Source organism: Pseudomonas syringae CC1557, assembly GCF_000452705.1.
Lineage (GTDB): Bacteria > Pseudomonadota > Gammaproteobacteria > Pseudomonadales > Pseudomonadaceae > Aquipseudomonas > Aquipseudomonas syringae_F.
Genome location: NZ_CP007014.1, coordinates 864,111 through 877,899, shown reverse-complemented (window position 1 = coordinate 877,899; position 13,789 = coordinate 864,111). Strand labels below are relative to the sequence as shown.

11 protein-coding genes and 3 pseudogenes are annotated in these 13,789 nt (G+C 53.4%); 7 read left to right on the top strand and 7 right to left on the bottom strand.

Annotated elements, in window-relative coordinates; translation table 11 throughout:
- The first annotated feature begins 28 nt into the window (after positions 1 to 28).
- The 4 genes and pseudogenes from N018_RS04120 to N018_RS04105 form a co-directional block, all read left to right on the top strand.
- Positions 29 to 418: a polymorphic toxin type 44 domain-containing protein gene (locus N018_RS04120; protein WP_025388908.1), complete on the top strand. Its 390-nt coding sequence runs from the start codon at positions 29 to 31 to the stop codon at positions 416 to 418.
- Entirely contained in the window at positions 396 to 857 is a 462-nt protein-coding gene (locus N018_RS04115) for a hypothetical protein (protein WP_025388907.1), read from the top strand. Before N018_RS04120 ends, N018_RS04115 begins: the two co-directional genes overlap by 23 nt.
- 170 nt (positions 858 to 1,027) lie before the next feature.
- Complete coding sequence (gene tnpB, locus N018_RS27920; RefSeq protein ID WP_229631276.1) at positions 1,028 to 1,366, top strand: IS66 family insertion sequence element accessory protein TnpB; 339 nt, start codon at positions 1,028 to 1,030, stop codon at positions 1,364 to 1,366.
- A 38-nt stretch (positions 1,367 to 1,404) separates the two neighbouring features.
- Positions 1,405 to 1,979 (top strand): annotated as a pseudogene (locus N018_RS04105) (transposase); the annotation flags it as partial.
- A 43-nt stretch (positions 1,980 to 2,022) separates the two neighbouring features.
- Here N018_RS04105 and tnpC (N018_RS04095) read toward each other — a convergent pair.
- A pseudogene (gene tnpC / locus N018_RS04095) lies at positions 2,023 to 3,662 on the bottom strand (IS66 family transposase).
- An 18-nt stretch (positions 3,663 to 3,680) separates the two neighbouring features.
- Positions 3,681 to 4,040, bottom strand: coding sequence for an IS66 family insertion sequence element accessory protein TnpB (tnpB, locus tag N018_RS04090; RefSeq protein ID WP_024647222.1), 360 nt, complete (start codon positions 4,038 to 4,040; stop codon positions 3,681 to 3,683).
- 85 nt (positions 4,041 to 4,125) lie between these two features.
- Between tnpB (N018_RS04090) and tnpB (N018_RS04085) the strand changes: the two genes are divergently transcribed.
- Entirely contained in the window at positions 4,126 to 4,398 is a 273-nt protein-coding gene (tnpB, locus tag N018_RS04085; RefSeq protein ID WP_025388905.1) for an IS66 family insertion sequence element accessory protein TnpB, read from the top strand.
- 18 nt (positions 4,399 to 4,416) lie between these two features.
- On the top strand, positions 4,417 to 5,949 hold the full coding sequence (gene tnpC, locus N018_RS04080) for an IS66 family transposase (RefSeq protein WP_025388904.1): 1,533 nt from the start codon (positions 4,417 to 4,419) through the stop codon (positions 5,947 to 5,949).
- Between the two features lie 303 nt (positions 5,950 to 6,252).
- On the opposite strand, the gene N018_RS27200 is transcribed toward tnpC (N018_RS04080), so the two are convergent.
- From N018_RS27200 to N018_RS04070, 3 genes are all read right to left on the bottom strand, one after another.
- On the bottom strand, positions 6,253 to 7,029 hold the full coding sequence (locus tag N018_RS27200) for a hypothetical protein (RefSeq protein WP_154219930.1): 777 nt from the start codon (positions 7,027 to 7,029) through the stop codon (positions 6,253 to 6,255).
- A 681-nt stretch (positions 7,030 to 7,710) separates the two neighbouring features.
- A complete protein-coding gene (locus N018_RS04075; protein ID WP_025388903.1) occupies positions 7,711 to 8,679 on the bottom strand; it encodes an IS5 family transposase in 969 nt (322 codons plus the stop codon).
- Between the two features lie 244 nt (positions 8,680 to 8,923).
- Positions 8,924 to 9,358 carry a GNAT family N-acetyltransferase gene (locus N018_RS04070; protein WP_025388902.1) on the bottom strand — a complete coding sequence of 145 codons (435 nt, stop codon included), beginning with the start codon at positions 9,356 to 9,358 and terminating at the stop codon, positions 8,924 to 8,926.
- A 408-nt stretch (positions 9,359 to 9,766) separates the two neighbouring features.
- On the opposite strand from N018_RS04070, the gene katG reads away from it, so the two are divergent.
- A complete protein-coding gene (katG, locus tag N018_RS04065) occupies positions 9,767 to 12,037 on the top strand; it encodes a catalase/peroxidase HPI (RefSeq protein WP_025388901.1) in 2,271 nt (756 codons plus the stop codon).
- A gap of 75 nt (positions 12,038 to 12,112) precedes the next feature.
- On the opposite strand, the gene nhaA is transcribed toward katG, so the two are convergent.
- Positions 12,113 to 13,291: a Na+/H+ antiporter NhaA gene (gene nhaA, locus N018_RS04060; protein WP_025388900.1), complete on the bottom strand. Its 1,179-nt coding sequence runs from the start codon at positions 13,289 to 13,291 to the stop codon at positions 12,113 to 12,115.
- 87 nt (positions 13,292 to 13,378) lie between these two features.
- Positions 13,379 to 13,613: pseudogene (locus N018_RS26060) on the bottom strand (hypothetical protein); the annotation flags it as partial.
- Between the last annotated feature and the right edge of the window lie 176 nt (positions 13,614 to 13,789).

The following is a 13,789-nucleotide window of genomic DNA, read 5'->3' as shown; positions in this document are numbered from 1 at the left end:
CACTCATTAGATTTCGCAGGGACAGGCGATGAATTACGAAATGCCAGCAGTCATTCCTCCCGGAGTCAATGTAGACGTCCACATGAAGCTCGCGAACGATCAGTGGAAAAAAGATCCTAGTACGGGTGCGTTCATGAGTTGGTTTTACTACAAAGTACGTAACAAGAGCCCGTGGGACTACAAGCAGAAACATCCTGAGTGGGAGGACTTCGGCAATTTTCATTACGGCGCTGTTGGGACAGCCGGCCAATTAACTGAGCAGCTTCTACTGAGAGCCGCTGGGTTCGCCCAAGGAGAAGCCAAAACACGAAAGCATAAGTGGGGCTATTGGTTCTGGCTGCCTCCATACGGGGATGACCCCAAAGACCAGAAATGGATAAGAATGGGGATCTTGTATGCAAAATCCAAAGGATACTAACTTTAGATTTACTTACAAGAATTCGTTTTGGATACTTGTAGTCTTTTTAATAGCCAAGGCATTTCTTGGCGACTTTTTTGATTTCGGTAGTGACGCGGATGAAGTAGTGTTGAAGCGGGCGCTTCCTCAGGGTGATTGGCTTTATATTACACGTTACGGCGCCATGGCTACTGACGTGGACACACTACGCTTTTTCATCAGCAAACCGCTTGAAGGCGATGATTCAGAAGTACTGCATAAACTAAATAAGGAAAGCGAATTTCTGATCACGGACAGTTCTTTAGAAAACGTCGCAATCCATGATACACCTAATGGCGTAGGAATTACGGTAAAGGGTGCTGTCTACCGTTACTTTAGCAAGGAGTATGTCAGTGAAGGCGACGACCTTAGGAGCTACAGGATTACGCTAACTCAAGAAGACACCACGCCAAGGGACTGATGGATAAAGTACTACCTGAAGAGCTGGTTATATTGATAACTTGCGTCTGGCCTAGTTAATAAAATCTTTCGCACTCCGAAATGAGCATAAGCGCTCCATAAACCCCACATTCAAAGTGCTTAGCTGATCCCGGAAGCTGTGATCCCGATTCCCTCAGGAGCCAGCTCGCCATGATGCGACCCGATGCCAAAGTCGAAAAAGTGTATCTGTACCCCAAGCCTGTGGACTTCCGAAAGTCTATCGACGGTCTGGCGGCATTGGTCGAACTGGACATCAAGGTCGCCGTCTTTGATCCAGTACTTTTCGTCTTCCTCAACAAGCCACGCAACCGCGTGAAGATCTTGTACTGGGAGCGCAATGGCTTTTGCCTTTGGCTCAAGCGTCTGGAGTCCGAACGATTCAAAACATCGCCAGACGCCACCGACGAAGCGATTGTCCTGACGTTCAGGAACTCAACTGGATGCTCGATGGCTTTGACCTCTGGCGCAACCGTCCTCATCAAGTTTTGACGCCGCGATTCGTAGCCTGATTCGGTATAATCCAGGGCATGAATTCCGTGCCCGAAAACCTTCCAGATGATCCCGTTCTGCTCAAGCAACTGCTTGGGCAGATGCTCGACGAGCGTCAGTTGGATAAGGGAAAGATTATTCGGCTAGAAGAACAGAATGCCCTCCTGCTTCAGCGTTTGTTCGGACGTAAGTCCGAGCAAACAGCTGATGCGACAACGCCGCAACTGGCCCTCTTCAATGAAGTAGAAAGCGTCGTCGAACCTGTGGACGAAGCCTCAGATGAAGGGGTCGTTGCTCCGACCAGGCGCCGTGGCAAGCGCAAACCTTTGCCTGTTGATTTACCCCGCGTCGAAGTCATCCACGAACTGCATGAGCACGAACTGACCTGCGTTTGTGGCTGCCGCAAACACACCATTGGCGAAGAAGTCAGCGAGCAGCTTGAAATCGTGCCGATGCAGATCCGCGTGATCAAACACATCCGAAAAGTCTATGCCTGCCGCGACTGCGAAACAGCCCGGTCACTGCTGATAAACCTGCGCAAGTGATCGAGAAGAGCATGGCCAGCCCTAGCGGTTTGGCGATGCTGCTTACCACTAAATATGTAGATGGTTTGTAAGCGCTCCACAAACCCCATCTAACCAAAGACGACGGTGCGTCTAGGAATGCAAACGAGGCGTACAGTTCCACGGCAGCAAGGCTTCGTAATCTTCAACCGAGGTCGCCAGTGGTAGCCGTTCTAATGCGTGGCGCAGCCACGCATAGGGCTCCTGGCCGTTGGCTTTAGCCGTCTCGACCAAGCTGTAGAGTTGAGCACTGGCCTTGGCACCCTTGGGGGTATCGCTGAATAGCCAGTTCTTGCGTCCGATCACAAACGGTCTGATCGCACGCTCTGCCGCATTGTTGTCGATGGGCAAAAATCCAGCTTCGGTATAGCGCAGCAGCTTTTGCCAGTTGCTGGCTAGATAACTGATCGCCTTACCCAGCGCATTTTGCGCCGTGACGTGAGGCAGCGTTTTCTCCATCCAGGTGTGCAACTGAGTCAGCACCGGTACGCTGTTTTGCTGGCTAGATAACTGATCGCCTTACCCAGCGCATTTTGCGCCGTGACGTGAGGCAGCGTTTTCTCCATCCAGGTGTGCAACTGAGTCAGCACCGGTACGCTGTTTTGCTGGCGAGCTTCATAACGCTGCTCATCGCTGCCTTCTTTCAACGCCCGCTCGATACCGTAAAGCTTGTTGATCAAATTCAGGGCAACATCAGCCCGCCCGGTTTTGCCCTTGGGCTGCACTTTTTGTGCTTCTACGAACTTGCGACGAGCATGCGCCCAACAACCCAAGCGCTCGACACCGGCTTGCGCTCCAAGCGCGTTGTAACCGGCGTAATCATCAGTCATCAAGTAGCCACGATAGCCTTCTAGCAGGCGCGTCGGTACCTCCTGCGCACGGCTGGTTGAGTAGTCGAAAAGAACAACAGGCTGATTAGGCGGGCCTCCAGTTTGTACCCACATCCAGGATTGACTGGCGGGCTCTCGATCAGGCTCTTTATTAACCTGCACTCGCGTCTCATCGCAGTGGATGACACGACTTTCCAGCAGTCGATCCCGCATCAAGTTGAGCAAGGGTTGCAGATGCTCGCCGCACTGAATCACCCAGCGCGCCAACGTTTGTCGAGGAATATCCATGCCGTGGCGGCCCAACACTTTTTCAAAGCGGTGAAGCGGTAAACCATCTACATATTTAGTGGTAAGCAGCATCGCCAAAACGCTAGGGCTGGCCATGCTCTTCTCGATCACTTGCGCAGGTTTATCAGCAGTGACCGGGGCTGTTTCGCAGTCGCGGCAGGCATAGACTTTTCGGATGTGTTTGATCACGCGGATCTGCATCGGCACGATTTCAAGCTGCTCGCTGACTTCTTCGCCAATGGTGTGTTTGCGGCAGCCACAAACGCAGGTCAGTTCGTGCTCATGCAGTTCGTGGATGACTTCGACGCGGGGTAAATCGGCAGGCAAAGGTTTGCGCTTGCCACGGCGCCTGGTCGGAGCAACGACCTCTTCATCTGAAGCTTCGTCCACAGGCTCGATGACGCTTTCTACTTCATTGAAGAGGGCCAGTTGCGGCGTTGCCGCATCAGCTGTTTGCTCGGACTTACGTCCGAACAAACGCTGAAGCAGGAGGGCATTCTGTTCTTGTAGCCGAATAATCTTTCCCTTATCCAACTGACGCTCGTCGAACATCTGCCCAAGCAGTTGCTTGAGCAGAACGGGATCATCTGGAAGGTTTTCGGGCACGGAATTCATGCCCTGGATTATACCGAATCAGGCTACGAATCGCGGCGTCAAAACTTGATGAGGACGGTTGCGCCAGAGGTCAAAGCCATCGAGCATCCAGTTGAGTTCCTGAACCGTCAGGACAATCGCTTCGTCGGTGGCGTCTGGCGATGTTTTGAATCGTTCGGACTCCAGACGCTTGAGCCAAAGGCAAAAGCCATTGCGCTCCCAGTACAAGATCTTCACGCGGTTGCGTGGCTTGTTGAGGAAGACGAAAAGTACTGGATCAAAGACGGCGACCTTGATGTCCAGTTCGACCAATGCCGCCAGACCGTCGATAGACTTTCGGAAGTCCACAGGCTTGGGGTACAGATACACTTTTTCGACTTTGGCATCGGGTCGCATCATGGCGAGCTGGCTCCTGAGGGAATCGGGATCACAGCTTCCGGGATCAGCTAAGCACTTTGAATGTGGGGTTTATGGAGCGCTTACATTGGTCGAACTGGACATCAAGGTCGCCGTCTTTGATCCAGTACTTTTCGTCTTCCTCAACAAGCCACGCAACCGCGTGAAGATCTTGTACTGGGAGCGCAATGGCTTTTGCCTTTGGCTCAAGCGTCTGGAGTCCGAACGATTCAAAACATCGCCAGACGCCACCGACGAAGCGATTGTCCTGACGGTTCAGGAACTCAACTGGATGCTCGATGGCTTTGACCTCTGGCGCAACCGTCCTCATCAAGTTTTGACGCCGCGATTCGTAGCCTGATTCGGTATAATCCAGGGCATGAATTCCGTGCCCGAAAACCTTCCAGATGATCCCGTTCTGCTCAAGCAACTGCTTGGGCAGATGTTCGACGAGCGTCAGTTGGATAAGGGAAAGATTATTCGGCTACAAGAACAGAATGCCCTCCTGCTTCAGCGTTTGTTCGGACGTAAGTCCGAGCAAACAGCTGATGCGGCAACGCCGCAACTGGCCCTCTTCAATGAAGTAGAAAGCGTCATCGAGCCTGTGGACGAAGCTTCAGATGAAGAGGTCGTTGCTCCGACCAGGCGCCGTGGCAAGCGCAAACCTTTGCCTGCCGATTTACCCCGCGTCGAAGTCATCCACGAACTGCATGAGCACGAACTGACCTGCGTTTGTGGCTGCCGCAAACACACCATTGGCGAAGAAGTCAGCGAGCAGCTTGAAATCGTGCCGATGCAGATCCGCGTGATCAAACACATCCGAAAAGTCTATGCCTGCCGCGACTGCGAAACAGCCCCGGTCACTGCTGATAAACCTGCGCAAGTGATCGAGAAGAGCATGGCCAGCCCTAGCGTTTTGGCGATGCTGCTTACCACTAAATATGTAGATGGTTTACCGCTTCACCGCTTTGAAAAAGTGTTGGGCCGCCACGGCATGGATATTCCTCGACAAACGTTGGCGCGCTGGGTGATTCAGTGCGGCGAGCATCTGCAACCCTTGCTCAACTTGATGCGGGATCGACTGCTGGAAAGTCGTGTCATCCACTGCGATGAGACGCGAGTGCAGGTTAATAAAGAGCCTGATCGAGAGCCCGCCAGTCAATCCTGGATGTGGGTACAAACTGGAGGCCCGCCTAATCAGCCTGTTGTTCTTTTCGACTACTCAACCAGCCGTGCGCAGGAGGTACCGACGCGCCTGCTAGAAGGCTATCGTGGCTACTTGATGACTGATGATTACGCCGGTTACAACGCGCTTGGAGCGCAAGCCGGTGTCGAGCGCTTGGGTTGTTGGGCGCATGCTCGTCGCAAGTTCGTAGAAGCACAAAAAGTGCAGCCCAAGGGCAAAACCGGGCGGGCTGATGTTGCCCTGAATTTGATCAACAAGCTTTACGGTATCGAGCGGGCGTTGAAAGAAGGCAGCGATGAGCAGCGTTATGAAGCTCGCCAGCAAAACAGCGTACCGGTGCTGACTCAGTTGCACACCTGGATGGAGAAAACGCTGCCTCACGTCACGGCGCAAAATGCGCTGGGTAAGGCGATCAGTTATCTAGCCAGCAACTGGCAAAAGCTGCTGCGCTATACCGAAGCTGGATTTTTGCCCATCGACAACAATGCGGCAGAGCGTGCGATCAGACCGTTTGTGATCGGACGCAAGAACTGGCTATTCAGCGATACCCCCAAGGGTGCCAAGGCCAGTGCTCAACTCTACAGCTTGGTCGAGACGGCTAAAGCCAACGGCCAGGAGCCCTATGCGTGGCTGCGCCACGCATTAGAACGGCTACCACTGGCGACCTCGGTTGAAGATTACGAAGCCTTGCTGCCGTGGAACTGTACGCCTCGTTTGCATTCCTAGACGCACCGTCGTCTTTGGTTAGATGGGGTTTGTGGAGCGCTTACAAAATAACTTAGCACAACTGATGATAGAGTACGGACTGGGCGTTATAGAAACAAAACAATACTCTACATACAAACTCGACTCAGACTATCTTGGTGAAACTTAGTGCTCTTTCGCCTATGCTCCAGACAGTTCCCTGTTACCCCCCCCTGCAAAATCGCCTGGCTTTGAAGACGTACCATACGCCTCTAAGCCACGCCAAAGTAAAGTTACAATCAGGATACAACACATTGAAAATATTTAACTAAAATCAGAACAACACTAACCTATATTGTTTTTAAAAAAGAAATTGGCGACCTCCTTTATAAATGGTTCATTACCATGATCCGCAGTCATGATCATGACATTTAGCCCATTTTCAATAATTCTTATTTTTGACTCAAAAAAACGAAAATTTAAAAAAACTCTAAATCTCAAACCTAAAATGTAAAATTCGAAAAAATTGAATTCTTCCCAAGCGTGAGATGATGGAATTGATATTATATCATTCAACCCGTCATACGTATTGACAGAAATCATTATTAGAGAATTTTCGAGATTGACACGTCCTCCCAACAGGTACTCTTCGATCCGCCTCAAGCTCTCGCAACTAACTCGAACATCAGCACCACCAAAGCTACAATTCTCACCAGGCCATTTTATTGCACGCCATACGACGCTAATCGCAAAATAATGTAAAGACCTGACAATAAATTGATCTAAATCTTCAGTTGCATATCCACAATTTTCGCCGCGAATACTTACGGGTTGAAGCAGCTGAAGAATATCCAGAAGCGGAAATCTTTCTCTTCTAGCCCAAAGTTTTGAAACTACGTCTTCACCTCTTGTGGAGAATCTTTGCTCACATTTTCCACATAAAAAATACTCCACGATCTGCCGATCCGTTTTTACAAATCTTTTCCGATCAATTTCAACTTTAGTTGGTGGTGAAAACTTAGTGCCTGAGCACCTTAGTACTTTGTAGGCCGACTTAGGCAATAAGTGACTTTTCTTGAGAATTGCCTGTCTTTTGCACAATCCACATATCCCATTTTTCAATTATTTTCCTCTGCTAGCATTATAGGAATTCTATTCAGCCAAAAAAGTTTACATCCCAATGTGAGATAGCGTCTCTGGCGCGTACATACTCCGCCAAGGAACGAATGACAACGGTTTGCCGAGCAATCTGATTATCACGTTGGACAGACAGCAAACGAAAATCCATTAACTCCGCAACTCGTTCAAGGATGTGGCGAGCTCGACCTGGTTTCCATCAGCGGACTAAATTCCGATATAACAACGCAAGGCGCCAGCCACAAAAGCAAACCGTCCGTAGGTACTATCACAAATTCTATCCTCTGCCCGGCGCAATAATTAGTAAACCATCCTGGATTTTCTATGCGGACTCTAACATTAGCTTTTTCCTACAGCCGATACCAGCTGACCAGCAAACTACTGGCCAGCTTTGCCTGTCGCAACTTTCAGCTCAGTTCGATTGCGGTCTGTTATCCCGACAGATTTTCGAAGGCCCCTGCCAATCATAGATGCGAAAAAATTACCACCTCGGATATACCCGAGAGCTAACAGGATACCTTGGGAAGGTCTGAAGTAGGCAGACGTTTTTAATCTACACGTTGCTTCAGTGTTCAAAAAACGTCGACTCAATCGAAATCAGACCTTTCCCTCCCTCAATCACCTCTTTTTCTGCGATAAAGCGCTTTTCAGCGCTCACTGTCCGCATTACAGGCGCACCTCTCCCGCGCTCAGCAATCGCTTTCGCATCATCCACAGGTTCGACAGAGCAAACAACGTGGTCTGCTGCGCCGTGTTTTTCAGCAGGCCTCGGAAGCGCACTTTCGTATAGCCAAACTGGCGTTTGATCACGCGAAATGGATGTTCAACCTTGGCTCGCACTTGGGCCTTCGCGTATTCGATTTTGCGACGCATGCGCCCGATCAGGCTCTTCTTTGCATGCTTTTTATAACGGCTCGGCCGCGCTGCAATCGACCAGATCATTTGACGACCTTGATGCTCGGGACGTTTTTCGACGCCAGTGTAACCGGCGTCGCCAGAGACGTAAGTTTCTTCTCCGTGCAGTAACTGATCGACCTGGGTTACGTCCGCCACATTCGCCGCCGTGCCCACCACGCTGTGCACCAAACCGGATTCGGCATCCACACCGATGTGCGCTTTCATCCCAAAGAAATATTGATTTCCTTTCTTCGTCTGGTGCATTTCAGGGTCGCGCTTGCCGTCCTTGTTCTTCGTCGAGCTGGGCGCATGGATGATCGTCGCATCGACCACGGTGCCCTGGCGCAGCAACAAACCACGGTCGCCAAGATAGCCGTTGATAACCTGCAAAATCCCGCCAGCCAGTTCATGCTTTTCCAGCAGTCGGCGGAAGTTGAGGATCGTGGTTTCGTCTGGAATCCGATCCAGATGCAGCCCGGCAAACTGGTGCAGAATCGTGGTCTCGTAGAGGGACTCTTCCATCGCCGGATCGCTATAACCGAACCAGTTTTGCATCAGATGAACCCGCAGCATTGCCATCAACGGGTATGCCGGACGCCCACCTTCGCCCTTTGGATAGTGCGGCTCGATCAAGCCTTTCCAAGGCACGACCTGATCCATCTCGATCAGGAAGCGTTCACGGCGGGTCTGTTTACGTTTTCCAGCGTATTCGGCGTCAGCGAAGGAGATCTGTTTCATCCGGGCTCAACCGTTCATTTTTTAGGCCTGGTGTATTTCACCAGATTTGGAAGTCTTTTTCAGAGTTTCCCTTGAGGTATTCCAATTGGTATTCCAGTCAAAAGCTGGGACAAGAGTTTATTATATTAATCAATAGGATAAACGACTGTTTCAGATTACCCCGGCCACCAAATTGCAAATGAAGACGTCTACAGACGTCTTCTTCTGCGCCTAAAATCCAGAGTTGCCGACGCCTCCCCCCACCTCAAACATTCCCCCCACCCCGCCGCACCATCGAATACCGATCAATATCCTCCCGCAAAACCCACCCTTGCCCCAACCAATACCGCCCAGCCGCCTCATTCCCCTTCAACACATCCAGATGACACTTATAAATCCCCACTGCCTCCAGACACCCAAGACACCGCTCAACCAGGTCTTTCGCTATCCCCCGCCGCCGATACTCAGGCAGCACCACCAAATGCTGCAAATACCCCCGGCGACCGTCGTGCCCACACATGACACAGCCGCATAAACCACCATCTGCCTCAGCCACAAAGCTCATGCCGGGGTTGCGTTCCAGATAACGTGCGGTCGATTCGCGTGAGTCGGCATCGCGAATCGAGATGCCTGGTGTATTGCTCATGAGTTCGATAACGGCGTCGTAGTCGTCCATCGTCATGGTTCTAATCGTGATCATGGGTACGTCTGATATGCAGGCTGAATGACCGGACAGGCTAGCAGAATGACCGGGCATTTCGATGACGGCACAACGTAGATTCACCAATCCAGGCCAGTACCAAAATCTCCCTATCACCTCCCAACGTTCTTTCTATTAGAAATATCCACCAAGAAGGCTAATCTAGGAATGCACCGGCGGAGGCCGTGCGGTTTTGCCCTGATAAGGAGATAAGAATGAGCTCAAGCTTACTGCGCAGGTTGTGGGCTAGCAGCGTAGCAATCTGATTGGCGCTACGCGGCGTATTTGTAGAGTCGGCCCGATCGAGCGGCCGGTATGAACCCTGTGCTACTGAGTTCCTTCATCGCGGTCCGAATTTCCAGAGTGGAGTGAACGGCCGGATGGAAATGACAAAAAGGTGTATCAAGCATGTCAACTGAATCGAAGTGCCCTTTCAACCACGCTGCTGGCGGCGGCACCACCAACCGTGACTGGTGGCCGAAGCAGCTGAATCTGAAGATTCTGCATCAGCATTCCTCGCTCTCTGACCCGATGGGCGAGAGTTTTGACTACGCCAAAGAATTCAAAAGCCTGGATTTCGAAGCGGTCAAACAAGACCTGCGCGATGTCATGACTCAATCCCAGGACTGGTGGCCGGCTGACTTCGGTCATTACGGTCCCTTTTTCGTTCGCATGGCCTGGCACAGCGCCGGCACATACCGGACCGGTGACGGTCGTGGCGGTGCTGGTGCCGGTCAGCAGCGCTTTGCGCCGCTCAACAGCTGGCCTGACAACGTCAGCCTGGACAAGGCCCGTCGTCTGATCTGGCCGGTAAAGCAGAAGTATGGCCGCAAGATTTCCTGGGCTGACCTGATCGTGCTCACCGGTAACGTTGCGCTGGAGTCGATGGGCTTCAAGACCTTCGGTTTTTCCGGTGGTCGTCCTGACGTCTGGGAACCGGAAGAAGATGTGTACTGGGGCTCCGAGACCACTTGGCTGGGTGGCGAAGAGCGTTACGGCGCGCAGAAGAAGATGCAGCAACCGGGCGACGGCACGTTGGTGGCCGAACCGGAAAATCACGCTAACGAAGAAAGCCGTACTGCTAGTGGCGAACGTAATCTGGAAAACCCGCTTGCCGCTGTGCAGATGGGCTTGATCTACGTGAACCCGGAAGGCCCGGAAGGTGTTCCTGATCCGGTTGCTTCGGCAAGGGATATCCGTGAAACCTTCGGCCGCATGGCGATGAATGACGAAGAGACCGTGGCGCTGATCGCCGGTGGTCACGCGTTCGGCAAGACTCACGGTGCAGGCCCGGCTGACAACGTCGGTCCGGAGCCGGAAGCGGCCGGTCTTGAGTTGCAGGGCCTGGGCTGGGTCAACAAGTTTGGCACCGGTAAAGGTGGTGACACCATCACCAGCGGCCTGGAAGTGACCTGGACTTCGACGCCAACTCAGTGGAGCAACGAGTACCTCGAAAACCTCTTTGCTTTCGACTGGGAGCTGACCAAAAGCCCGGCGGGCGCACACCAGTGGACACCGAAAAACGGCGCTGGCGCTGGCAAGATTCCGGATGCCCATGACCCAAGCAAACGTCACGCGCCAAGCATGCTGACGTCTGACCTGGCGCTGCGTTTCGATCCGGCTTACGAGCAGATCTCGCGCCGCTTCCTGGCTAACCCTGAGCAACTGGCCGACGCATTTGCCCGTGCCTGGTTCAAGCTGACTCACCGTGACATGGGCCCGCTCGCCCGCTACCTCGGTCCGGAAATGCCAGCCGAAGAGCTGCTCTGGCAAGACCCGATTCCAAACGTCGATCACGCGCTGGTCGATGATCAGGATGTTGCCGCGCTCAAGGCGAAGATTCTCGCGTCGGGCCTGTCGGTTTCGCAGTTGGTGTCGACCGCATGGGCAGCCGCTTCCACCTTCCGTGGCTCCGACAAGCGCGGCGGTGCCAACGGTGGCCGTCTGCGTCTCGCTCCGCAGAAGGACTGGGCCGTCAACCAGCCTGCGCAGTTGGCGAGCGTACTGAAGACCCTTGAGGGTATTCAGAATGAGTTCAACACTGCTCAGTCGGGTGGCAAGAAGGTCTCCATCGCCGATCTGATTGTTCTGGCCGGTAATGCAGGCGTCGAACAAGCCGCGAAGAACGCAGGCCAGCAGGTTACGGTTCCGTTCACACCGGGTCGTGCAGACGCTTCTCAAGAGCAGACCGATGTTGAGTCGTTCAGCTTCCTTGAGCCGATTGCCGATGGCTTCCGCAACTATCAGAAAGGCCGTTACAAGGTGTCGGCTGAGTCGCTGCTGGTAGACAAGGCGCAGCTGCTGACGCTGACTGCACCAGAAATGTCGGTGCTGCTGGGCGGTATGCGGGTCTTGAACACCAACGTAGGGCAGACCAAACATGGCGTGTTCACGCACCAGCCAGAAGCCCTGACCAACGACTTCTTCAAGAACCTGCTGGACATGGGTGTCGAGTGGAAAGCGACTTCGGGTGCCAACGACACCTTCGAAGCACGTGACCGCAAGACCGGCGAAGTGAAGTGGACCGGCTCTCGTGTCGATCTGGTCTTCGGCTCACACGCTCAACTGCGTGCGATCTCCGAGGTGTATGGCAGCTCGGACGCAAACGAGAAGTTCGTTAAAGACTTCGTGGCCGCCTGGACCAAGGTGATGAACCTGGACCGTTTCGATCTGGCCTGATTCTTTAGTGATGTACTGAGTAAAGATTAACGCCTCCCGAGTGGAGGCGTTTTTCTGCCTGCTACTTACGCCTTCTCACACCTGCCGCCCAAACCTGCGCAACACCACAACGCCCAACGCAGCCGACAATACCGAGCCAATCAACACACCCACCTTCACCTCGTCTACCAGTTCCGGTGAGCCCGGGAAGGCCAGTGCGCCGATGAACAGGCTCATGGTGAAGCCGATGCCGCACAGTGCTGCAACACCGTAAAGCTGACCCCAGTTGCTGCCGTCGGGCAAGCGAGCCAGGCCGGCGCGGATGGCCAGCGCAGCCAGGGCGAAGATGCCGACCTGTTTGCCGATCAACAGCCCGAGGGCGACGCCAAGCGGCACCGGGTCAACCAGCTTCTCTGCGGTGATGCCTGACAGCGACACGCCGGCGTTGGCGAATCCGAAAATCGGCACGACGGCGAAAGCGACCCATGGATGCAGTTTCTCTTCAAGATGCAGCAGCGGCGAGCTGGCCTCTTCGTCAGGTTTGCCGAGCGGAATGCACAGCGCCAGCGCAACGCCTGCGAGGGTGGCATGGATGCCGGACTGGAGCATGAAAAACCACAGCAGCGCGCCAATGATCAGGTAGGGCAGCAGTTTTTTCACGCCTAGTCGGTTCAGTGCCACCAGTACGGCAATGCTGGCAAACGCTGCCAGCAGCATGGGGATCGACAGGTCGCTGGTGTAGAAAAGCGCGATGATCAGTACCGCGCCGAGGTCATCGAGGATCGCCAGGGCAGACAGAAATATCTTGAGGGACAGCGGCACGCGCTTGCCAAGCAAGGACAGCACACCCAGCGCGAAGGCGATGTCGGTCGCCGCCGGAATGGCCCAGCCGCCGATGGTGTCTGGCTGGCCCCAGTTGAATGCCACGTAGATCAGTGCCGGAACCACCATGCCGCCCAACGCGGCGAAACCCGGCAATGCTCGCTGGCTCCAGGACGCAAGCTGGCCGGCCAGCATTTCCCGTTTGATTTCCAGGCCGACCAGCATGAAGAAGATCGCCATCAGGCCGTCGTTGATCCAGTGCGAAACCGAGAGCCCCGCGACTACCGCATGCAATGCGGCAAAATAGCTGTCAGCCAACGGCGAGTTCGCAACAATCAAGGCTGCCAGCGCAGCGGCCATCAGGATCAGGCCACCAGCGGACTCTGCGGCGAAAAACCGCGTGATGAACGCCAGCGCGTTCGGGGATTCAGTACGAGGGGTGGGTTTGTGCATGAAGGCTCCGCAGGGTACAAGCGCAAAAAGGGCGAACCTTACCACTCGCGAAGCCTGTCAAAGACCTGGTAAACCTGAAGATACAAATTAGCCCGCAGGGCAGTCATCGTTCGAGGAATCAGAGCTCCTTGCGCTAAGCAGAGAGCCCTGTCTGCTGCATTTCCTGGCGGTTTCTTCAAGCATGAAAACGACTCAACGGGTTCTGGCCGAAGTGCTCAATGTTCTTGCGCGAAACACTGATGTGTCGACTGTAGTAGAGATCGTTCCAGTTGACGTCCGCTTTGGCCATTTTCTGCAGATCGATGTACATCTGCCAGCGCTGGCTCGGGTAGATCTGGAAAGACGCTATGGATAAACAAAACCGCGTCATCAAAACCGAAGCACTAAAATTAGAGTTAATACTTAAGTGTGGAGGTGCTATCACTCACACCCTCAACTATTAACACGCTTGTCTGACGTCAACTTTGTACATCCAGTAACTTGCCGCCGGCATGAAAT